Here is a 20818-nt window from a genome sequence, read left to right as displayed (position 1 = left end):
CGCGCCGCGTGAATACGTATTCACGCGGCGCGCTTTAGGTTTTTGTTTTTATGCATGTCGTTATCCCAAAACCGCTGCGCACTTTTGGGCGACATGCATTAGTTTGCTTTCAGAAACCGGTCATTGATGAAACCGGAGACGATGCCGAGCACGATCCAGAAAGCGAGCGTCGTCGCGAGCGCGGCGACGGCGAATTCGGCGCCGAGCACGGCCGGCACGTTGCTGGAAATGTCGAGCGGCTGCGGCGCGCCGTAGAAGTGCGGAGCGGCGACAAGGACGAGACCCGCCAGCTTGGCGACGATTTCGCCACGGAGCGCCAACAGGTACAGACCGGCGGCCGAGAGCAGCACGGTCGCCCCCCACCAGAGCTGGCGGTCGCCGAGCTCGGCGGCCGGAAAGCCCGGCAGTTCCGGCGGCAGGCCGACGGCCGGAAGCAGGTGCACCGCGAGCCAGCCGAAGGCGCCCCAGAGCGCGCCATTGGCAAGCGTGATCGGATAACCGATCACCAGGCTGATGCCGGCAAGCAGCAGCGAAAAGCCGGCGCCGGTAACCAGATTGGCGGCGAGAGTGCCGGAGAAGCGGCTCATGCCGAACATGATGCCGCCTTCCTCGTGCTCTTCGCCCTCATGGGCGTAGGCGGGGGTGACCGGCGAAAGCGCGGCGAGCATCTCGCCCAGGGTGGGGGCGCCGTTCAGCGACGAATGCTGCTGATGATCCGCGGCCGCCGGCTGTTCGCCTGCAGCCGGTGCTTCGCCCTCGAATTCTTCCGCATGCAGGATGAGCGGCGTGACGCGCAATTCCTGGGCGCCGGTCATGAAGACGCCGGCAATCAGCCCGGCCACGACCGCGGCCAGAAGTGTCTTGACGATCATTGTCGATTTTCCTCAGCGGGCGCGGCCGCCTTGCGGCACTGCCGTCCCGGTTCCATGGACGCAAACCGGCGCCCGAAGTCGCGGGCACGTGCCAGAGGCACGACGCGCGCTCCGAGCACCGGAGGGTCGATTGTTTCGTCGATGTGGAACGCGGCACGCGTTCCATGGCTTCGCTTAGTGGCAGGGGAAGCCGTAGGAATGACGCGTGTCGTGTGCCGTGTCGTGCAGCACGGCGGAATTCGCCAGGCCTGCACCGAAGACGAGGAAGCCACCGATCATGAGGGCGATGATGCCCGCGGTCAGACGGTCGCTGAGGGAGAGCGGAATGCTCGAAACTGTAGACGTAGCCATGACAACCTCCGTGATGGCAATGGGATATTCCCCTTGGGCATTATGCCCGCATCGCTTGGCAGGTTTCCTGGCTCGCAGCGTCAGGTGCCCAGATCAGGCGCCAGAAATTTGCCTCGCCTTCCCAGATGCGAACCGCCCTCTCGCGGTTATCCAGTGGCTTCTTCCGGATCGCTCCGGAACGGCAGATTCACGCTGCTCTACAGTCGCGGGGTCGGCCGTGATTGAGATGCCCAGCTTGGGTCCATCCGTCACATTCCCGTTTACTCCCGAAACGCGTTCGCATTCCGGGAACCAACCGATCAGCGATGATTAGGTGCGGACACCGACGATGTCAATCGAGCCGCGGTGGAAAGTGCGGGAGGGTTTGCTGCTTCTGAGGGACCTCACCCCTCATGACGCAACCCTTGATGACTATGTCGCGACAGTCGGCTATCTGTTTGGTGGCGCCTGCGTGCAAGCGTGAAAGCTTGCAACCTGTGCCCCGCAAACTCGCTGCAAACCGGTGTCCGGAGTCCCGCGTGATGACTGCTTTCGTTCCTGCCTTGGCCTTCGCCGCCATTATTGGGTCCGGCCTGATGGCCGGCCTCTTCTTCGTCTTTTCGGTCTGCGTGATGCAGGCACTGTCGCGGCTGCCGCCCGAACAGGGGATCGCCGCCATGAATGCGATCAATGTGGTGATCCAGAACCCGCTATTCCTGATCGCCTTCATGGGAACGGCACTTCTCGGCCTGGCCCTCATCGTCGCCGCGTTCGTCGGGGGCGGGCAGGGGAGCTACCTGCTGGCGGCGGGCGGTATTGTCTACATCGTCGGGACGTTGATGGTGACGATCGTCTTCAATGTGCCGCTGAACAACGCGCTTGCTGCGGCCGGCGGTCAGACCGCGGTCGAACTCTGGCAGCAGCGCTACCTGACGGATTGGGTCTGGTGGAACCATGTCCGCACGCTCGCCTCGATCGGGTCGCTCTGCCTCTTCGTGCTCGGCTTCGCACGCAATTGAGGGCGCGATTCAGCGCCCGCGGTGGCAGCTTCGCGGTCGTTTTGCTCCACCGCGATCCGAACTATATGGAGACAGCGGGAATAGCCGCGGCTTCTCTTGTGAGACACATGGCTAGATCAGGAGGATCAAATGGCAGTCCGACGCATCGTGCCTAATCTTCAGGTGTCCGATCCGGAAGATGCGCGCCGTTTCTATGCCGACCTGCTCGGCCTCGAGATCGTCATGGACCATGGCTGGATCGTCACCTTCGCGGCGAAGGGCGGTTCGGCCATGCCGCAGGTCAGCTTCGCCACCGAAGGCGGATCGGGAACGCCGGTGCCGGTGCTCTCTATCGAGGTGGATGATGCGGACGAATTGTATCGGCGCGCAAAAGCCGCGGGAGTCGAGATCGTCTACGATATCACCGACGAACCATGGGGCGTGCGGCGCTTCTACCTGCGCGATCCATTCGGCAACATCGTCAATATCCTGTCGCATTGAGCGGGGCACGGGAGCCCCGCACAACCGATCAGCCCCGATCAAACGGTCGTCAGCGCGTTCGCGACGTCGGCGACGAGGTCGTCCGGATGCTCGATACCGATCGACAGGCGGATGGTGGATTCGAGCACGCCGATGCGGCGCCGCACCTCGATCGGCACGCCGGAGTGAGTCATCGCGGCCGGGTGGCTCGCCAGCGATTCCGTGCCACCAAGGCTGACGGCGAGCTTGAAGATCTGCAGCGCGTTCAGAAAACGGAAGGCGGCCTCCTGGCCGCCGGCGATGTCGAAGGAGAAAGTCGAGCCCGCGCCCGTGCATTGCCCGGCAAAAACACGGCCGACCGCCGAGGCTTCGTCGTGGAACGGCAAGTAATGGATTCCTTCGACCTTCGGATGATCGCGCAGGAACTCGGCGACGATGCGGGCGTTGTCGTTTGCCTTCTCCATCCGGACCGACAACGTTTCCAGCGAACGGCCGATCATCCAGCAGGAATGCGGGTCGAGCTGCGTGCCGATCGAGCCGCGAAGCGCCTTCACCTGCTTGATGAGCGCCTTGGAGCCGAGGACGGCGCCGGCGATCAGATCGGAATGGCCGCCGACATATTTGGTGAGCGAATAAAGCGATAGATCGGCGCCGTGCTCGATCGGGTGTTGGAAAACCGGGCCGAGCAGGGTGTTGTCGCAGGCGACGATCGGTCTTTGGCCCTGCCTCTCGCCGATCTTCTCGGCAATGCGGCGGATCATTGCGACGTCGACCAGGCTGTTGGTGGGATTGGCCGGCGTTTCGACGAGGACGGCGGCGACGCGGCCCTTGCTCATCGCCTCCTCGGCGGCGGCGCTGACGGCCGCTTCGTCAACGCCATCGGCAAAGCCGACGGCATGGATGCCGAGATTGAGGAAGGTCTTGGCGAGCAGCGTCTCGGTGCCGCCGTAAAGCGGCTGCGAATGCAGGATCGCATCGCCCGGCCGCACGAAGGCAAGCAACGTGGTGGCGATTGCCGACATGCCGGAGGAGAAGAGTGCGCCCGCTTCTGCGCGTTCATAGACGGCAAGGCGATCCTCGACGATCTCGCTGTTCGGATGATTGAAGCGGGAATAGACGAGCCCGGCGCCGACGCCTGCCGGCGGTTCGCGCCGACCCGAGACGAAATCGAAGAAGTCGCGGCCTTCCTCGGCGGAGTGGAATACGAAGGTCGAAGTCAGGAATATCGGTGGCTTGACCGCGCCTTCCGAAAGCTCGGGGTCGTAACCATAGTTCAGCATCAGCGTTTCGGGATGCAGTTTGTGGTTGCCGATATGGGTCTTCGACGGATGCGGCGCGGTCATGGTTTCTCTCCCTGGGCGCGAGCGGACTCGACTATCTGCCAATTTATATCAAACGACTGGACCGATCCTTGCTATTTGTGATCACTTCGATTTGATAGACGCAACTTTTTGCCGAGGTTTTTGCAATATGACGCAGAAAATTGCCGACGAGACGGATCGCCGCATTCTGAGGGAACTGATTTCCGACGCGCGGATCACCAATAACGAACTGGCGGAGCGTGTCGGACTGTCTCCCTCACCTTGCCTGCGGCGGCTCAGGCGCCTGGAGGAAACCGGCGTCATCCGAGGCTACACGGCGCTCGTCGACCCGGTCGTCGAAGGCTGGACGATGACCGCGATCGCCACCATTCGCCTCAGCCGCCAGCACGAGGACGAGATCGTCATGTTCGAGGAGGCGATCCGCGGCTGGGACGAAGTGCTCGAATGCCACCTCGTTACCGGTTCGCGCGACTATGTGCTGAAGGTGATGAGCGCCGGTCTCGATCACTATGAGCGCTTCATTAAGGAGAAAATCGCCCGGCTCAAATGCGTTGCTTCGATCGAGACGAGTTTCGTGATGAATACCATCAAGGAGCGGAGGATCTAATCTGGAGGTCGTCGATACGGTCGGGACGAATTTTTGCAACCCGTCAGACGGATACTGCTTGATCATGCGAAAGCCGGTCGCAATCCTCGGTTCAGCGGTTTTCTTCGTGGTCGTTCCCTGTGCGATCGCGGGACTGGTCCCATGGTGGATCACTCGCTGGCAGTTTCGCGACCCCTTTCTCGGCACATGGGTGACGCAGGCGGTCGGCGTCACCCTAATCGTCGCCGGGCTTCCAGGGCTGGTCGATTCGATCAGACGGTTCGCTGTGGAAGGGTTCGGCACGCCGGCGCCGGTTGCCCCGACGCAAATCCTGGTCGTCACCGGCTTCTACCGTCACGTGCGTAATCCGATGTATCTCTCGGTGCTGGCAATCATCCTGGGGCAGGGATTGCTATTCGGCGACTGGCGGCTCGTTGCCTATGGGGCGGCATTCTGGACGATATGCCATCTCTTCGTCATCGCCTACGAGGAGCCGACGCTGCACCACGCCTTCAGCGCCGAGTATGAAGCCTATCAGCGTAACGTGCCGCGCTGGCTCCCAAGGCTGACGCCGTGGCGGAAAGGTTGAGGCGCATCTTCGGGTTGCGCCGATTGACTGTACGAGAACGGGAGGCGACATTGCCGGCATGCGTCGTTCGTCTCGGTCGACTGGCGCAGCAACGGTGACACCGCCCGCAGAGGGGAGGCCCGCCATGGAACACCTTCAACAGACGGACCTGTCGAAGCCGATGCGGCCATTGCCGCGCTATCTGGCAAGCCTCTTGCGCTCCTTTTCGACGAGCGGACTTCTGGTCGGCGTCATCTTCTTTGCAGTGTCGCTGACGCCGAGCCTCATTCCTCGTCCCTATTTGATCCAGGCGGTGATTTCCGGCGCTTCGCTCGCCGCCGGCTACGCGATCGGTGCGTTCCTGCGGTGGCTCTGGTCGTTTTTTGAATTGCCCGAGCCGACGTCGCGACGGGCGCGCACGCTGAAGATCGCTGCCGCCATCGTCTGCATAGCGGCGGCGGCGGTATTTCTCTGGCAGGCGGCGGGGTGGCAGAATACCGTCCGCAACATCATGGGTCTCGAGCCGATCGAGAGCGCCGACCCGGTGAAACTCGGTCTCATAGCCATCGCCGTGTTCGTTTCTCTGGTGTTCCTGGCGCGGCTGTTCCGGCTGAATTTCCGTGTTGTTTCTCGTTGGCTCCAATATTTCCTGACGCGCCCCATCGCCAATGCGCTTGGCGGGCTCGTCGCCCTTGCGCTCTTCTGGTCTGTGACGAATGGCGTGATCTTCAAGTTCGCGCTTCGCGCGGCCGACAGTTCTTTCCAGCAACTCGACGCGCTGATCGATCCCGATGTCGCGCCCCCGACCGATCCCGTCAAGACCGGCAGCGCGGCGTCGCTTGTACACTGGGACGAGCTTGGCCGGCAGGGGCGGCAGTTCATCGCCTCGGGGCCGACGGGCGCCGATATCGGCGCTTTCTTCGGCGGCGCGGCGCCGGACCCGGTGCGTGTCTATGTCGGCCTGAACTCCGCCGAAACGGCGCGCGAGCGGGCGAAACTGGCGCTGGAGGAATTGAAACGCGCCGGGGGATTCGAGCGCAAGTCGTTGATCGTCGTCGTGCCGACCGGCACGGGCTGGATCGACCCGGAGGCGCTCGATCCGCTCGAATACCTGCTGCAAGGTGATGTCGCGAGCGTCGCGGTGCAGTATTCCTACCTCACGAGCTGGCTGTCGCTTCTCGTCGAGCCGGGTTACGGGGCTGATGCGGCCAACGCGCTCTTCGACGAGGTCTACGGTTATTGGACGAGGCTGCCAAAGGACCGGCGCCCGAAGCTCTATCTGCATGGCTTGAGTCTCGGGGCGATGAATTCGCAGGGGTCGGTCGATCTCTTCGACGTCATCAGCGATCCGTTCCAGGGCGCGCTCTGGAGCGGGCCGCCCTTTCAAAGCGGGCTGTGGGGTTCGGTGACGGCGGACCGCGTCGCAGGCTCGCCCGCCTGGCTGCCACGCTATCGGGACAGTTCCGTGATCCGCTTTACCAATCAGGAGAACGCGCTCGACATCCCCGGCGCGCATTGGGGCGCCATGCGGATCGTCTATCTGCAATATGCGAGCGACCCGGTGACCTTCTTCGACCCGCACGCCTTTTACCGCGAGCCGGACTGGATGAGGGCGCCGCGCGGACCCGATGTTTCTCCGGCGCTGAAGTGGTTTCCTGTCGTGACAGGGTTGCAGCTTCTCGCCGATATGGCGATGGCAACCACCTCGCCGATGGGCTACGGCCATGTCTATGCACCGGAACACTATATCGACGCCTGGTTGGCGGTTACCGATCCGCAGGGCGTAACGGCCGAGGATGCGGCGCGGCTGAAGGCCGACTTCAAGGGAAGGTTCTGAGCGGCACTACGGCGCAGCCAGGTTGGCGAGCAATCCATCCATGGCGGCAATAATCTTTCGGTGCTGGTGAGCGTGGCGGGTGCGGAGGCTCGTCGCAGCATAGATGGCCTGCGGAATGACGGGTGCGTCGGCGACCGTAGCAGCGACACCGTCGTTGGCAAGCCGATCGGCGGTGGCGCTCGTCACATAGGCTGCGCCGCCAAGCGAGCGCAGCAGACCGGTGATCGCCATGTTCTGCCCGGCGGCAAGCGAGGCGACCGAAAGGTGCGGCAGCGCCAGCCGGTGGGCGCGGTCGAAGGCGGGCGAGTAGCTGGAGCGGATATAGGTTTCGGGCTTCACACCGGCCATGTCGCGAGCCTCGGTGCTGACGAGCAGGTAATGCAGTTCGCCGATCCTTTCATAATGAAGGTCAGGCAGATAGTGCGGCGTGTAGAGAATTGCGAGGTCCAGTTCTCCGGCGGCGAGATCGCGGTTCATCTGGCTGGAGTAATCCGCCTCCATGTAGATTTCGGTCGCCGGCAGTTCGCGCCGGATGGCGGCCACCCATTCGCCGGCGAATGCATGCGCGAGGTCGTGCTGGATGCCGAGCCGCATCGAGCGCTCCAGAGCGCCGGCGCTCGCCACCGCGCGAGTTGCCTCATGCCACTGATTTTGCAGCGCTTTTGCATAATCCAGAAAGCGTAAGCCCGAGGCGGTTGGAACCGTGCCGCCCTTGTTGCGGGTGAAGAGCTTGCGGCTGAACTGCGCCTCGAGTGCCTTGATGCGATGGGAAACCGTCGACTGCGTGATGTTCAGCCGCTCGGCGGTGCGGTTGAAACTCCGTGTCTCCATCAGATCCAGAAAGGTCTCGATCAGGTCGACTTGCATCTTGGGGCCGCTCCTTACGCCTGCTGCAGTCAAATCTAATCGAAATGGTCGATCAATAAAGCCGAATCTCTCCGCTTGATGGCCTTGGTCCCGTCGTCAAATATCGCGACACAACAAGGGAATTCTGCATGTCGAATTTGCCGTCTCACGCGCGTGTCGTCATCATCGGTGGGGGAGCCGTCGGCGCTTCCTCGCTCTACCACCTTGCCAAGGCCGGTTGGACCGATTGCGTGCTTCTGGAGAAGAACGAATTGACCGCCGGATCCACCTGGCATGCGGCGGGTAACGTGCCGACCTTTTCCTCGTCCTGGTCGATTATGAACATGCAGCGCTATTCAGCCTCGCTCTATCGCGAGCTCGGCGCCCTGGTCGATTATCCGATGAACTACCACGTAACGGGCTCGATCCGCCTCGGCCATTCCAGGGAGCGCCTGCAGGAATTCAAGCGTGTCGTCGGCATGGGCCGCTACCAGGGCATGGACCTCGATATCCTGTCGCCGGAGGAGATGCGCAGCCGCTATCCGTTCCTCGAAACGCATGAGCTGACGGGTGCGCTCTATGATCCCTATGACGGCGACATTGACCCGGCGCAGCTCACCCAGGCGCTCGCCAAGGGCGCACGCGACATGGGTGCGAAGATCATCCGCTTCTGTCCGGTGACGGCGGTGCGGCGCGAGAACGACGCGTGGGTCATCACCACGCCGCAGGGCGAGATCCGCTGCGAATATGTCGTCAATGCCGCCGGCTACTATGCCCGCGAGGTCGGCAAGATGTTCGGCCGGGACGTGCCGATGATGGTGATGAGCCATCAATACATTCTCTTCGACGAGATCCCCGAGCTTGCCGCCTGGTCGAAGGAGGCGGGGCACAAGCTGCCGCTGCTCCGCGACGTCGATTCCTCCTACTATCTCCGGCAGGAGAAATACGGGATGAATCTCGGCCCCTACGAGCGGAACTGCCGGGCGCACTGGACGACGCCCGACGATCCGATGCCGGAGGATTTTTCGTTCCAGCTTTTCCCGGACGATCTCGAACGGCTGGAGTGGTATCTGAACGACGCCGTCGAGCGCGTGCCGATCCTCGCCACCGCGGGGCTGTCGCGCGTCATCAACGGCCCGATCCCCTATGCGCCGGACGGCAATCCGCTGATCGGGCCGATGCCGGGCGTGCCAAACGCCTTCGAGGCCTGCGTCTTCACCTTCGGCATCTGCCAGGCGGGTGGCGCCGGCAAGGTGCTCGCCGAATGGATCACCGAGGGCCAGACGGAATGGGACATGTGGTCCTGCGATCCGCGCCGCTACACCGACTATACCGACCAGGACTATTGCATCGCCAAGGGCAAGGAAATCTACGGCCACGAATATGCGATGCATTTCCCGAAACATTACTGGCCTGCCGGACGCAACAGGAAGCTGTCGCCGATCCATGACCGGATTGCCGCGCTCGGCGCGCAGTTCAAGCCCTATAACGGCTGGGAACGTGCGATGTGGTATGCGCAGCCCGGCGACGATACTTCGGAAGCGGCGGCGCAGACCTGGGGGCGCGAAGGGCCATGGGCGAAGCGGATCGAGGAGGAGTGCCTGGCCGTCCGCGATGCCGCCGGCATCCTCGACCTGCCGGGGTTCTCGCGCTTCCGGCTGAAGGGTGAGGGGGCGCGTGAATGGCTCTCCGGTCTCATCACCAGCCGGACGCCGAAGCCGGGGCGCATCGGGCTGGCCTATTTCGCCGACGACAAGGGGCGGATCGTCACGGAAATGTCGGTGATGGTGCTTGAGGAAGATTTCTTCTTCCTGATCACCGCAGCGACGGCGCAGTGGCACGATTTCGAATGGCTGCAAAAGCACCGCCCGGCCGGGGCCGTGTTCACGCTCGACGACGTGACCGCCAACTTTGCCTGCCAGATCCTGAGTGGGCCAAAATCGCGCGCAATTCTTGCGGAGGTCTCGGATGCCGATCTTTCGAAGGGCTGGTTGACGCATCAGACGGCGCAGATCGCCGGGCGCTATTGCCAGCTCGTGCGGGTTTCTTTCGCCGGCGAGCTCGGTTGGGAGATCCACGCCAAGATCGAGGATACGGCGGCTGTCTTCGATGCCGTCTGGGCGGCCGGGCAGAAACATGGGCTCAAACCCTTTGGCATGGAGGCACTCGACAGCCTGCGCATCGAAAAGGGCTACCGCGCCTGGAAAGGCGATCTTTCGACCGATTACACCGTCCTGCAGGGTGGGCTCGACCGCTTCGTCGACTGGTCGAAGCCGCGCTTCGAGGGCAAGGCGGCGCTGGAGCGCGAGAAGCAGCAGGGGGTGGCGAAGCGCTTCGTGACGCTGACGGTGGAGGCCGGCGAATGCGACGCGCCCTATATGTCGACGCTCTGGTCGGGCGGTGAGGTGGTCGGCGAGACGACCTCCGGAAACTGGGGCCATCGCGTCGGCAAGTCGATCGCACTCGGCATGCTGCGCGCCGATCTTGCGGTGCCCGGTCAAGAAATTGAAGTCGAGATTTTCGGCGACCGCTTCAAGGCGGTCGTTCAGCCCGATCAGCCGCTCTGGGATCCCTCGAATGAAAGACTGAAAGCATGACGAAGCCCATCCCTGAAAAGGCGCGCGTGGTGATCATCGGCGGCGGCGTTTCCGGCTGCTCTGTCGCCTATCATCTGTCGAAGCTCGGCTGGACCGACGTGGTGTTGCTCGAGCGCAAGCAATTGACCTCAGGCACTACCTGGCACGCGGCCGGACTGATCGGCCAGCTGCGCGCCTCGCAGAACATGACGCGGCTCGCGAAATATTCGGCCGACCTCTATGTCAAGCTGGAGGCCGAGACCGGCATTTCGACCGGCATGCGCCAGAACGGCTCGATTACCGTGGCGCTCACCGAGGAGCGTAAAGAGGAAATCTACCGACAGGCCTCGCTGGCGCGGGCCTTCAACGTCGATGTGCGCGAGATCACGCCGGACGAAGTCAAGGCGATGTATCCGCATCTCAACACCTCCGACGTCAAGGCGGCGGTTCACTTGCCGCTCGACGGCCAGTGCGATCCGGCCAACATTGCCATGGCGCTTGCCAAGGGCGCGCGGCAGAACGGCGCGACGATCATCGAAGGCGTCAAGGTTACGGCGGTCCTGAAAAAGGACGGCCGCGTCACCGGCGTTACCTGCGAACAGAACGGCGAGCGCTTCACGATCGAGACGGAGAACATCGTCAATTGCGCCGGCATGTGGGGCAGGGAATTGGCCCGCCAGTCCGGCGTCACCGTGCCGCTGCATGCCTGCGAGCATTTCTATATCGTCACTGAGGCGATCCCGGGCCTGAGCCGCCTGCCTGTGCTCCGCGTGCCGGACGAGTGCACTTATTACAAGGAAGATGCCGGCAAGATGCTGGTCGGCGCCTTCGAGCCGAAGGCCAAGCCCTGGGGCATGGAGGGCATTAGCGAGGACTTCTGCTTCGACCAGTTGCCGGAGGATTTCGACCATTTCGCCCCGATCCTCGAAATGGCGGTCAACCGCATGCCGATGCTGGAGACGGCGGGCATCCATACGTTCTTCAACGGTCCCGAGAGCTTCACGCCGGACGACCGCTACTATCTCGGCGAGGCGCCGGAACTCAAAGGTTACTGGGTTGCAGCCGGCTATAATTCGATCGGCATCGTCTCCTCCGGCGGTGCCGGGATGGCGCTGGCGCAATGGATGAACGATGGCGAGCCGCCTTTCGACCTCTGGGAGGTTGATATCCGCCGGGCGGAGCCTTTCCAGAAGAATCGCAGATATCTCAAGGAGCGTGTGTCGGAGACGCTTGGCCTTCTCTATGCCGATCACTTCCCCTATCGCCAGATGGCGACGGCGCGCGGCGTTCGCCGATCTCCCTTGCACGACCACCTGAAGGCCCGCGGCGCGGTCTTCGGCGAGGTGGCCGGCTGGGAACGCGCCAACTGGTTCGCGAATGAAGGCCAGGAACGCGAATATCGCTATTCCTGGAAGCGGCAGAATTGGTTCGAAAACCAGAAGGCCGCGCATCTGGCCGTGCGCGGCGGCGTCGGCCTGTTCGATATGACCTCCTTCGGCAAGATTCGGGTGGAAGGACGCGATGCGCTTGCCTTCCTGCAGCGGCTTTGCGCCAATGAGCTGAATGTCGAACCGGGCCGCATCGTCTATGCGCAGATGCTGAATGCCCGCGGAGGGATCGAGAGCGACCTAACCGTTACGCGACTTTCCGAGACCGCTTTCCTGCTCATCGTCCCTGGAGCAACTCTGCAGCGCGATCTTGCCTGGCTGCGCAAGCATCTCGGTGACGAGTTCGTCGTGATCACCGACGTGACCGCCGCCGAAAGCGTGCTTTGCGTGATGGGGCCGAAGGCGCGGGCGCTGATGCAGAAGGTCAGCCCGAACGATTTCTCCAATGAGGCGCATCCCTTCGGCACCGCGCGCGAGATCGAGGTTGGCATGGGTCTCGCCCGTGCGCACCGCGTCACCTATGTCGGCGAGCTTGGCTGGGAGCTCTATGTCTCCACCGACCAGGCAGCGCATGTCTTCGAGACGCTCGAGGCCGCAGGCGAGAGCGTCGGGCTCAAGCTTTGCGGAATCCATACGCTCGACAGTTGCCGCATCGAGAAGGCGTTCCGTCATTTCGGCCACGACATCACCGACGAGGACCACGTCCTTGAAGCGGGTCTCGGCTTTGCCGTGAAGCCGGAGAAGGGCGATTTCATCGGCCGCGAGGCCGTGCTCGCGAAGCAGAACAAGGGGCTGTCGCGCCGGCTGGTGCAGTTCCGGCTTGCTGATCCGGAGCCGCTGCTCTTCCACAACGAGGCGATCGTCCGCAACGGCGAGATCGTCGGGACGATCACGTCCGGCAATTACGGTCATCACCTCGGCGGGGCGATTGGGCTCGGTTACGTGACGTGCCGGGGCGAGAGCGCCGCGGACGTGCTGGCGTCGAGCTACGAGATCGAAATCGCCGGGACGCGGGTCAAGGCAGAGGCTTCGCTGAAGCCGATGTACGATCCGAAGGCGGAGCGGGTGCGGGCATAGGCATGTTCGATTGAACTACGCGAGAAATGACAGCGCCATTAGGAGATGATAATGGCTGACGAATGCGCAGTTGCGGTTTCGAGACGATCCGGGGGACGGGCGGCGCGGGTGGCGCTTCGCGCGGCTCCGCTTGCGGAAAACATCCGGCCGGTTCGCCCGGGGCTTCCAGGCGGCCAGTACAAACCACTGACCGAGGCGGGTGTCAGGCGCATCCACGAGGCGGCGCTTGATGCGCTGGAACAGATCGGCCTTGCCAACGCGCCGAAGTCCGGGATCGAGATCATGACCGGCGCCGGCGCGATCCTCGGCGACGACGGACGTATCCGCTTTCCTCGCGCGCTTGTCGAGGACATGCTCGCCATCGCCGCCCGCGACATCACCCTCTACGCCCGTGATCCGAAACAGGATCTCGAACTCAGCGGCACGCGGGTCCATTACGGCACGGCCGGAGCAGCCGTGCATGTCGTCGATGTCGAAAAGCGGGAATATCGCGAGTCCACGGCGAAGGATCTGCTCAACGCCGCCCGGCTCGTCCATCATCTCGACAATGTCCATTTCTTCCAGCGCGCCATGGTCTGCCGGGACGTTCCCGACAATTTCCTGATGGACATCAACACGCTTTATGCCTGCTGCGCCGGTACCACCAAGCATGTCGGCACCAGCTTTTCCGATCCGTCGCATGTCGAGGGCTGCTTCGATCTGATCCACATGATCGCTGGCAGCGAGGAGAAATGGCGGGCGCGGCCCTTCGTCTCGAATTCCAACTGCTTCGTCGTGCCGCCGATGAAGTTTGCGGAAGAGAGCTGCATCACCATGGAGAAGTGCATTCGTGGCGGCATGCCGATCCTGCTGCTCTCCGCCGGGCAGGCGGGCGCCACAGCCCCGGCGCCGCTGGCAACGGCGATCGTCCAGGCGGTCGCCGAATGCCTGGCCGGCGTCGTCTATGTCAACGCCATGTCTCCGGGGCATCCGGCCGTCTTCGGAACCTGGCCCTTCGTCTCGGATCTCAGGACCGGGGCGATGTCCGGCGGCTCCGGCGAGCAGGCGCTGCTGACGGCCGGTTGTGCGCAGATGCACCAGTTCTACCGCCTGCCAGGTGGCGCCGCCGCCGGCATCGCGGATGCGAAGCTGCCGGACATGCAGGCGGGTTGGGAACAGGCGATCTCCAACGTCATGGCGGGTCTCTCCGGCCTCAACATGGTTTATGAGGCGGTCGGCATGCATGCCTCGCTCCTCGGCTTCTGCCTGGAATCGCTGGTGCTCGGCGACGACTTGCTCGGCCAGGTGCAGCGCTGCATCCGCGGCATCGACGTGACCGAGGATTCGGTTTCGCTCGAAACCATGCGCTCCGTCTGCATCGACGGTCCCGGCCATTATCTCGGCCATCCCCAGACGCTCGGACTGATGCAGACCGAGTACATCTACCCGGCCGTCGCCGACCGCACGAGCCCGAAGGAATGGGTTGAGATCGGCCGGCCCGATCTCGTCGCCCGCGCCATCGAGCGGAAGAACCGCATTCTCGCCGAGGCGGCGCCGTCCGTCATTGCGCCGGAAATCGACCGCGCAATCCGGGAAAAATTCAGGATCTATTGCTGAAGGGAAGGGTTCAGAGCGGGATGAGGAAAAGTGTGTGCGGTTTTCCGCCCGCATCCCGCTTATCGTGATCTAGCTGCGCCGGTCGAAATGCGTCTTGAGCGTCACATGCGTTTGCACCGTGGCAACGCCTGGAATCGTGGCGATCTGTCGCCGGATCGTGTCGAGGTCATCGTTCGAGTCGCATTCGACGAGCAGCATCAGATCCGTCGCGCCGGCGAGCGACCAGCAACTGACGACGTGCGGCATGCCTGAAATGTGCGGCAAGACATGGTCGCAGTTCTTGCCGGGCTGGAAGGCGACGGCAACGAGGGCGCGCACCACGGGGGCCTTCGCTTCCACCCCGAGCCGGATCGTATAGCCGGCGATCGTGCCCTTGGTTTCCAGCCGTCGCAGCCGCTCATGCGTGGCACTGCGCGACAGGCCGGCATGGCGGGCGAGCGCCACCAGGCTCTGGCGGGAATCCTTACGCAACGCTGCCAGCAAAAGACGGTCCTTTTCGTCGAGTTCGGTCAATTCGTCGTCCTCGGCCGGCTGCGCCGGACGAATGTCTGGGCAGGACGGCATCATGCTCAATGAAACCGGACGATAGGGAAGTTACGTTCTTCGCACAACGAAGGAGCCCGCGTCATGAACAGCTTGAAACTTCCCGCAAACACCGTCCTGATCCCGATCGATATGCAGCGCGCCTTCGATGCACCGCCGTGGCCGCCGCGCTGGAATGAACGCGTCGATGAAAACGGGCTGGCGCTTCTGGCGGCGTGGCGCGCCGCAAAACGGCCGATCATTCATGTGCGGCACGACAGCGTCGTGGAAGGCTCGACGATGCGTCCGGGGCAGCCAGGCAACGCCTTTCGTCCCGGCTTCGACCCGTTGGAAGAGGAACAACTCGTCACCAAGAGCGTGAATGCGGCCTTCATCGGCACGGATCTCGACCTCAGGCTCCGCCGCCTCGGAGCCGATACCGTCGTGATGTTCGGCATCTCGACCGACATGTGCGTGTCGACCTCGGTGCGTGTCGGCGCCAATCTCGGCTATCGTGTGATCCTGGTGGAGGATGCCTGCGATTGTTTCGATTTGGCGGATGGCGCGGGCGCGGTGATCGCGGCGCGGGAAATCCACCGCGCGCATGTGGCGACGCTCAGGGCCGACTTTGCCGCGGTGGTGACCACAGAGGACATGCTGACCGCGCTGAGCGCGGTGAAGGCGGCATGATCATCGCGCCGTTGCGCCCTTCGCCTCGACGATGCGGTAGCTCCATTTGGGCGCCTTGGGCGCTTCGTCCTCCCGGAACTGGAAAGTGAGAAACGTCTCGAAGGGGCGGGTCTCACCGCCCGGGACACGCACCAGCACGAGCGCCGTGTCGTCGCCGATCCGAGTGCACCCGCTTTCCGGGCAATCCTCGAGCGTGACGGTCAGACGGAAATATTCAAGCGTGATTGACGAGGTGTTTCGGGCGGCTCCACGGAGGCGATAGCTGCGTTCTGCCTGGTTGCGCTCGAAGGCCAGATTCTCGAGATCGATGTCGGAAGGGGCGAGCCCGGCCGGGCGCGGGGCGGGTGCGGGTGCGGGCGAGTCCGGTGTGCTTTCGCTGAGCCAGATCAGAAAGGCGGCGGCGAGTCCCACCGCAACCGCAATGGAAAGGACCGGCTCCACCCAGCTACGGAAGCGGCCATAGCGGGCCGCGAGATACACGATCGCCAAGCCCAGGAATAACGCAATCACCCACAGCATAAAGACCCTCCTACAGCGGCGGCCGTCCAACAGGACGCGCGAGGGGTCGCTGTAGCGCTTTGAATTACTGCATGTTTTTTCCCTTAAATCGAATCCGATTTACATAGGCTCGCGCAAAGCGGGCAATTCCCGCCATCTGGCCGGCAGAAATCGATACGGGACGTCGTTAACCTCGGCACAACTTCACTTCTTCAGGCTGATCCAGTAGGCGCCCTCGAAGGGAACGGCCGCGAAGCGTTCGTTGATTTCGGCCAGGGTCCTGGCCGGATCGACATCGGCGAAGAGGTCCGGCCGCAGCCAGGCGGCGAAGGCTTCCGCGGCGACGATGTTCAGCGGAATGGCATTGAAGAAGTTCCACAGTCCGTGGACGCGGCCGTTGCGGACGGCCGCGATACTCTCCATTACCGGCGTGGCGACCACCTTTGCCAATGTCTGCTCGGCCTCTTCGCCACTGACCCCGGGGCCGATCGAAAAGCCGCTATATTTGCCGCCAGGCGACGAGGTGGCGATATAGACATCGGGGTTCTCGGCCATGATCGCTTCCGCATTCATCATGCCGCCCGGTCGTGGCAGTTTGCCTTCGGCGATGTTGCGGCTGCCGGTGAGGCTGATGAATTCACCGAGACCGCCGATGCCATAGGCCCAGCAGCAGCGATCCGCACCGGGAAAGGCTTCCATCAGGACGGTCGGTCCGGGCTCCGGGTGCTTGGCAACCCGGTCGTGGATGCGGGCAAGGCGTTCCTCGTAGAAGCGGGCGAATTCCTCGGCCTTTTCCTCTCGTTCGAAGATCTTGCCGAGCAGTCGCATGGTGTCGGGCGTGCGCGTGAGCACGTCGTCGTTGAAGTTCACGACGACCACTGGGACGCCGATCCCCGAGAGATAGTCGATGGCGCGCTGGCCGGCCTCGGTATCCGCCTGCCAATTGGCGAGGAGCGCCAGATCGGCTTTGAGCGTCAGGATCGTCTCGAAGGACAGGCCCGGTCCGCTGCCGTCGTCGATCAGCGGCACTTCGGCAAATCTCGGGAATTTGCGCCGGAAGCTTTCATAGATTTCCGGATTGTCGCCCTTCATATCGCCGGACCAACCGGCCAGCAGGCTCACCGGATCCGAGTGGATGAGCGAAAGGGCGATGAGATTGAAGCCGGTGCCGAGCAGCACCGCCTGGGGGCGCGAAGCTATCGTGACCTCGCGTCCTGCCGAATCGGTCACCGTCATCGGCCACTGCGCTTGCGCCCGGGCAGTGAAGGCGAGCAGGGCGATCAACAGCGTTGCGACGGTTCGAACGACGCGCGAAGGGATCTGAGACAAACTATTGGTTCCTTTGGCTCGGAAGGGCGCAGAGGCTGCCACAGCTCGCGATTCCGGGAAGAAGGTAGCGCAGGCAGCAGATCTTGCGCCGGCAGACGCCCCCCCCGTCCTCTTCCTCATGGCGCAGGCAGTCGAAGAAGGGATTGGGCGTGCCGTTCGGCATCAGGCGCAAGCCGGTCATCGCATCGGCCTGATCGCTCAAGGGTTCAGTTCCGGCGGTCCGCAGCGCGTAGTCGATGTAGACAGCGGCGTTGTTCCAGGCGAGCTTCGGCGCAATTCCGCCCACCGCCTTGAGATGGCCAATGACCTTGACGAGGTGCTCGTCCATCAACGGTTGAAGGACGGAGAAAATCTCCTGCCCGCCCTCATCGCGCCAGTCGCCGTGCGCCGCGACGCCGAAAGCACGAGGCAGGCCGTCGGCCGAAAGCGCCACGGTCATCTCGTCTAAGGTGACGGGCAGCATCTGGCGCTCCAGCGCCCAGGCGACGACATAGGGAATGCTGAGGCACGAGAAATAGAAGAGCGACCACATGGAGGCGACGGCGCGCCGGTCGCTGCCGTCGAACGTTGCCGCATAGGTGGAAAGCGCCTGCTCGAAGGCGCCAGAGGCGAAGAACTCGGTCAGCGGGATGCCATCGGCCAGATCGGCCGACAGCATCATCTTTTCGTTGCACCAGGCATGCGGACCGGCAAAGGCCGCCGACAGGACCTTTACCCTGCCTACTTCCGCCATGCTTTCATGCCCGCCGGTCGTCATGGTTGCTACCAGCTGTAGCGGAGCGAGCCGATGACGGCGCGGCCCTGGTCTCGATAGCAGAAGCCTGCCGAGCAAACCGCTTCGCGACGGTCGAATAGATTGGTGGCATTCACCTGCAGACGCAAACCTTCATATTTCTTGTCAAGGGCTGCAAAGTCGTAGTGAGCAGCGGCGTCGAACAGGACGCGAGACGAATTGCGCGTCGTGTTTTGGTCGTTGCCATAGCTGGACCCGAGGAAGCGTGCACCTGCCCCGAAGCCGAGACCATATCCCGGCCCATCCTCTGGCAGGGTATAGTACGCCCAGGCAGAGGCCATGTGGCGCGGCACGGATGAGACGTAGTTGCCGATCGTGTCCGCAGGGCCTTCGAGGATTTTTGCGTCGGTGTAGGTATAGGAGGCCACCAGCGACAGGCCGTTGTCGAGGCTGGTGTTCGCCTCGAACTCGAAGCCGCGGGAGCGCACCTTGCCGCGCTGCACCTGAATGTTCTCGGGCCCGGTGGGCAAGTCCACAACCTCGTAATAGAGGCTGTTGGTTTGGTCGATGTTAAAGAGAGCGGCGGTGATCAGTGTGTTGCTGTTCGGCAGGAGATATTTGACGCCGACTTCCTGCTGTTCGCTTTCCGTCGGCTTGAACGGCTGGTTCGTTTCTCTATTGATTCCGGCATTGGGCGAGAATGCCGTCGAGTAGCTGATATAGGGTGCCAGGCCGAAGTCGGTTTCGTAGGTCAGGCCGATACGGCCGGAAAATTCCTTGTCGTTCTGAGACACGGTGCTCACCGTGTCGCTGGCGAGATCGGTCGTGTCGGTATCGGTCGAAACCCAGTCATAACGTGCGCCACCGGTTAGCGTCCAGGCATCGTAGCGGACCTGGTCCTGTAGGTACGTGCCGAGCTGCCATTGATCCTGGACGACGCGGCTGCTGAAGTCGATCGCCGCAACCGGGCGACCTTGCGTCGGGTTGTTGGTGTCGAGCGGCGGGGAAACGCCTGTACCGGAGAGAGAGCGGAAACGCAATTTGGTGTAGTCGACGCCCGCGAGCAATGTGTGATCGAGCGCGCCGGTATCGAACTCGGCTACCAGTTGGTTGTCGATGACGAAGGCCGTCAACCGCTCGTCGAAGGTGCCCGCACTGCTGTCAAGCAGCGTCGGATCGTCGGCGTTCGGGCCGTAGGCGAAGGCCCAGTCGGTATCCGTATTCAGCGTGGAGATGCGCGCGTTCTGGCGGAACGTGAAGGTATCGTTGAGCCGATGCTCGAATTCGTAGCCCAGTCGGGCCTGTTTCTGCACCGAATCGTTGAAGTCGGGGTTGCCCGCGAAGATGTCCGTTACCTCACCGGTCGGGTCATTGTAGTAGGCCGCCGTGCCTCCGGTTTTGGTGCGCGAATATTCGCCGAGAACGGTCAGGCTCGTGTCTTCGTCCGGTTTCCAGGTGAAGGCTGGCGCGATATAGGCGCGGTCGTCCGGCACGCTCACCTGCTCGGTGTCGGAGTCACGCAGGAGCCCGGTCAGGCGGTAGTAGACCGGATCTGTTTCGTTGACCGGGCCGGAGAAATCGAACTGTCCCTGGTACCGGTTATCGGTGCCGTATTGCACTTGCAGTTCGTGCAGCGGCACTTCGGTCGGCCGCTTGGTGATGAGGTTGAAGAGACCTCCCGCGCCGGATGCGCCGTAGAGGGCGGAAGACGGACCGCGAAGAATGGAAACGCCTTCCAGGCCGTAAGGTTCGTTCTTGAAAATCGACGAGCTGGCAGCCGGTTGGCGGAGGTTGTCTCGGAAGATGCCCGTATAGGTCACATCGAAGCCGCGCACCGAAAAACTGTCGAAGCGCGGATCGAAGCCGAAGGCGTTTACGCGCGAACCTGGGGTGTAAGCCAGCACGTCGAGCAGCGTCTGCGGGTTGCGGTCCTTCAACTGCTGTTCGGTAACGGAAGAGATCGACTGCGGCGTTTGCAGGAAGGGCGTATCGACTTTTGCCCCGGTTGCGCTGCTCGTGCCGACATAGCCGTCGGCGGTGATCACGCCGCCGCTGCCGCCGTTCACAATCAGAGTTTCGAGGGCGGTCGAATCCCCATTGCCGGCGGTCTCCTGTTGAGCCTCTTGCGCCTGCGCGGTGGTGGCGAGGGCAAGGGCTGAGGTCCCGGCGAGGGCCGCGCGAATCAGCGGCAGGAGGCGGGTGGCGTGGCTGCGCATGCGATCGAACTTTCTGAACGGTAAGCGAAAATTAATAAGATGAGTTATTCACTCATGATTATTGCAGGTGCAAGCAGTATTTATGACTCTTAGAGTCATGTTTTGAAATTTGTGAGAAAAGTGCAACAGCGAGCATGCGTTGTGTCCCGATGCATGGAATGCAACCAGTCGGCAAACGCAAAGCTACAGGCAAAAGAAAGCCCTTCGGCCGTTTCTGCAATCGGCTGAAGGGCGAAGGCTTTTGTCTCGCCGGCGAGCCGCAAGGGGCGAAGGCGGCCGGCGGCTCGGATGAGGGTTCGATTGCCCGTTAGAGCCTTTCCTGGTTAAATTGAAGCATTCTGCCGGAGCAGGTTT

The 20818-nt window shown here is 62.8% G+C and carries 18 protein-coding genes, 1 pseudogene and 1 riboswitch; of the genes and pseudogenes, 10 read left to right on the top strand and 9 right to left on the bottom strand.

The genetic code is table 11. The annotated features are described in order from the left end of the window. Positions 1-98 precede the first annotated feature (98 nt). Both N181_RS15540 and N181_RS15535 read right to left on the bottom strand, forming a co-directional pair. Positions 99-872: a CbtA family protein gene (locus tag N181_RS15540; protein WP_037396855.1), complete on the bottom strand. Its 774-nt coding sequence runs from the start codon at positions 870-872 to the stop codon at positions 99-101. A 174-nt stretch (positions 873-1046) separates the two neighbouring features. Continuing rightward, positions 1047-1223: a CbtB domain-containing protein gene (locus tag N181_RS15535; RefSeq protein WP_014329031.1), complete on the bottom strand. Its 177-nt coding sequence runs from the start codon at positions 1221-1223 to the stop codon at positions 1047-1049. A gap of 40 nt (positions 1224-1263) precedes the next feature. Further along, positions 1264-1534, bottom strand: a riboswitch (cobalamin riboswitch). Between the two features lie 210 nt (positions 1535-1744). Between N181_RS15535 and N181_RS15530 the strand changes: the two genes are divergently transcribed. From N181_RS15530 to N181_RS15525, 3 genes and pseudogenes are all read left to right on the top strand, one after another. Then, positions 1745-2221, top strand: a complete 477-nt coding sequence (locus tag N181_RS15530) for an anthrone oxygenase family protein (RefSeq protein ID WP_037396857.1) — start codon at positions 1745-1747, stop codon at positions 2219-2221. 23 nt (positions 2222-2244) lie between these two features. Beyond that, a pseudogene (locus N181_RS31805) lies at positions 2245-2376 on the top strand (TetR/AcrR family transcriptional regulator); the annotation flags it as partial. Then, positions 2351-2701, top strand: coding sequence for a VOC family protein (locus tag N181_RS15525; RefSeq protein WP_014329029.1), 351 nt, complete (start codon positions 2351-2353; stop codon positions 2699-2701). The pseudogene N181_RS31805 and the gene N181_RS15525, both read left to right, overlap by 26 nt. Positions 2702-2739: 38 nt before the next feature. Here the strand turns inward: N181_RS15525 and N181_RS15520 are convergent, their stop codons facing one another. Beyond that, positions 2740-4023 carry a cystathionine gamma-synthase family protein gene (locus N181_RS15520; protein ID WP_014329028.1) on the bottom strand — a complete coding sequence of 428 codons (1284 nt, stop codon included), beginning with the start codon at positions 4021-4023 and terminating at the stop codon, positions 2740-2742. Between the two features lie 127 nt (positions 4024-4150). Between N181_RS15520 and N181_RS15515 the strand changes: the two genes are divergently transcribed. The 3 genes from N181_RS15515 (at position 4151) to N181_RS15505 (ending at position 6993) form a co-directional block, all read left to right on the top strand. Beyond that, positions 4151-4609, top strand: coding sequence for an Lrp/AsnC family transcriptional regulator (locus N181_RS15515; protein ID WP_014329027.1), 459 nt, complete (start codon positions 4151-4153; stop codon positions 4607-4609). A gap of 64 nt (positions 4610-4673) precedes the next feature. Continuing rightward, entirely contained in the window at positions 4674-5177 is a 504-nt protein-coding gene (locus tag N181_RS15510) for a methyltransferase family protein (protein ID WP_037396860.1), read from the top strand. A gap of 124 nt (positions 5178-5301) precedes the next feature. Then, complete coding sequence (locus N181_RS15505) at positions 5302-6993, top strand: alpha/beta hydrolase (RefSeq protein ID WP_014329024.1); 1692 nt, start codon at positions 5302-5304, stop codon at positions 6991-6993. A gap of 6 nt (positions 6994-6999) precedes the next feature. Here the strand turns inward: N181_RS15505 and N181_RS15500 are convergent, their stop codons facing one another. After that, the gene (locus N181_RS15500; protein WP_014329023.1) at positions 7000-7860 is read right to left on the bottom strand and encodes a LysR family transcriptional regulator; all 861 of its coding nucleotides are present in this window, start codon (positions 7858-7860) and stop codon (positions 7000-7002) included. A gap of 128 nt (positions 7861-7988) precedes the next feature. On the opposite strand from N181_RS15500, the gene N181_RS15495 reads away from it, so the two are divergent. From N181_RS15495 to N181_RS15485, 3 genes are read left to right on the top strand one after another with little or no spacing between them, the layout of a single operon-like run. Next, positions 7989-10436, top strand: a complete 2448-nt coding sequence (locus N181_RS15495; protein WP_014329022.1) for a GcvT family protein — start codon at positions 7989-7991, stop codon at positions 10434-10436. Further along, positions 10433-12880, top strand: coding sequence for a GcvT family protein (locus N181_RS15490; RefSeq protein ID WP_037396873.1), 2448 nt, complete (start codon positions 10433-10435; stop codon positions 12878-12880). The genes N181_RS15495 and N181_RS15490 overlap by 4 nt, the downstream gene beginning before the upstream one ends. Positions 12881-12931: 51 nt before the next feature. Further along, entirely contained in the window at positions 12932-14476 is a 1545-nt protein-coding gene (locus N181_RS15485) for a trimethylamine methyltransferase family protein (RefSeq protein ID WP_037396876.1), read from the top strand. Between the two features lie 69 nt (positions 14477-14545). On the opposite strand, the gene N181_RS15480 is transcribed toward N181_RS15485, so the two are convergent. Then, positions 14546-14989 carry an Lrp/AsnC family transcriptional regulator gene (locus tag N181_RS15480; protein WP_234885888.1) on the bottom strand — a complete coding sequence of 148 codons (444 nt, stop codon included), beginning with the start codon at positions 14987-14989 and terminating at the stop codon, positions 14546-14548. A gap of 114 nt (positions 14990-15103) precedes the next feature. On the opposite strand from N181_RS15480, the gene N181_RS15475 reads away from it, so the two are divergent. Beyond that, positions 15104-15688 carry an isochorismatase family protein gene (locus N181_RS15475; protein ID WP_014329018.1) on the top strand — a complete coding sequence of 195 codons (585 nt, stop codon included), beginning with the start codon at positions 15104-15106 and terminating at the stop codon, positions 15686-15688. On the opposite strand, the gene N181_RS15470 is transcribed toward N181_RS15475, so the two are convergent. The 4 genes from N181_RS15470 to N181_RS15455 all read right to left on the bottom strand — a co-directional run bounded on the left by N181_RS15470 (position 15689) and on the right by N181_RS15455 (position 20464). Then, positions 15689-16207, bottom strand: coding sequence for a hypothetical protein (locus N181_RS15470; protein ID WP_014329017.1), 519 nt, complete (start codon positions 16205-16207; stop codon positions 15689-15691). 183 nt (positions 16208-16390) lie between these two features. Further along, on the bottom strand, positions 16391-17515 hold the full coding sequence (locus N181_RS15465) for an ABC transporter substrate-binding protein (RefSeq protein WP_037396879.1): 1125 nt from the start codon (positions 17513-17515) through the stop codon (positions 16391-16393). A gap of 1 nt (position 17516) precedes the next feature. Beyond that, positions 17517-18272: a siderophore-iron reductase FhuF gene (gene fhuF, locus N181_RS15460; RefSeq protein WP_080577592.1), complete on the bottom strand. Its 756-nt coding sequence runs from the start codon at positions 18270-18272 to the stop codon at positions 17517-17519. A 5-nt stretch (positions 18273-18277) separates the two neighbouring features. Next, the gene (locus tag N181_RS15455) at positions 18278-20464 is read right to left on the bottom strand and encodes a TonB-dependent siderophore receptor (RefSeq protein WP_037396885.1); all 2187 of its coding nucleotides are present in this window, start codon (positions 20462-20464) and stop codon (positions 18278-18280) included. Positions 20465-20818 lie beyond the last annotated feature (354 nt).

It is taken from the genome of Sinorhizobium fredii USDA 205 (genome assembly GCF_001461695.1).
Taxonomy (GTDB): Bacteria; Pseudomonadota; Alphaproteobacteria; order Rhizobiales; family Rhizobiaceae; genus Sinorhizobium; species Sinorhizobium fredii.
Note: the sequence above shows the minus strand (reverse complement) of the source record. Positions and strands in the feature narration are given on the sequence as shown.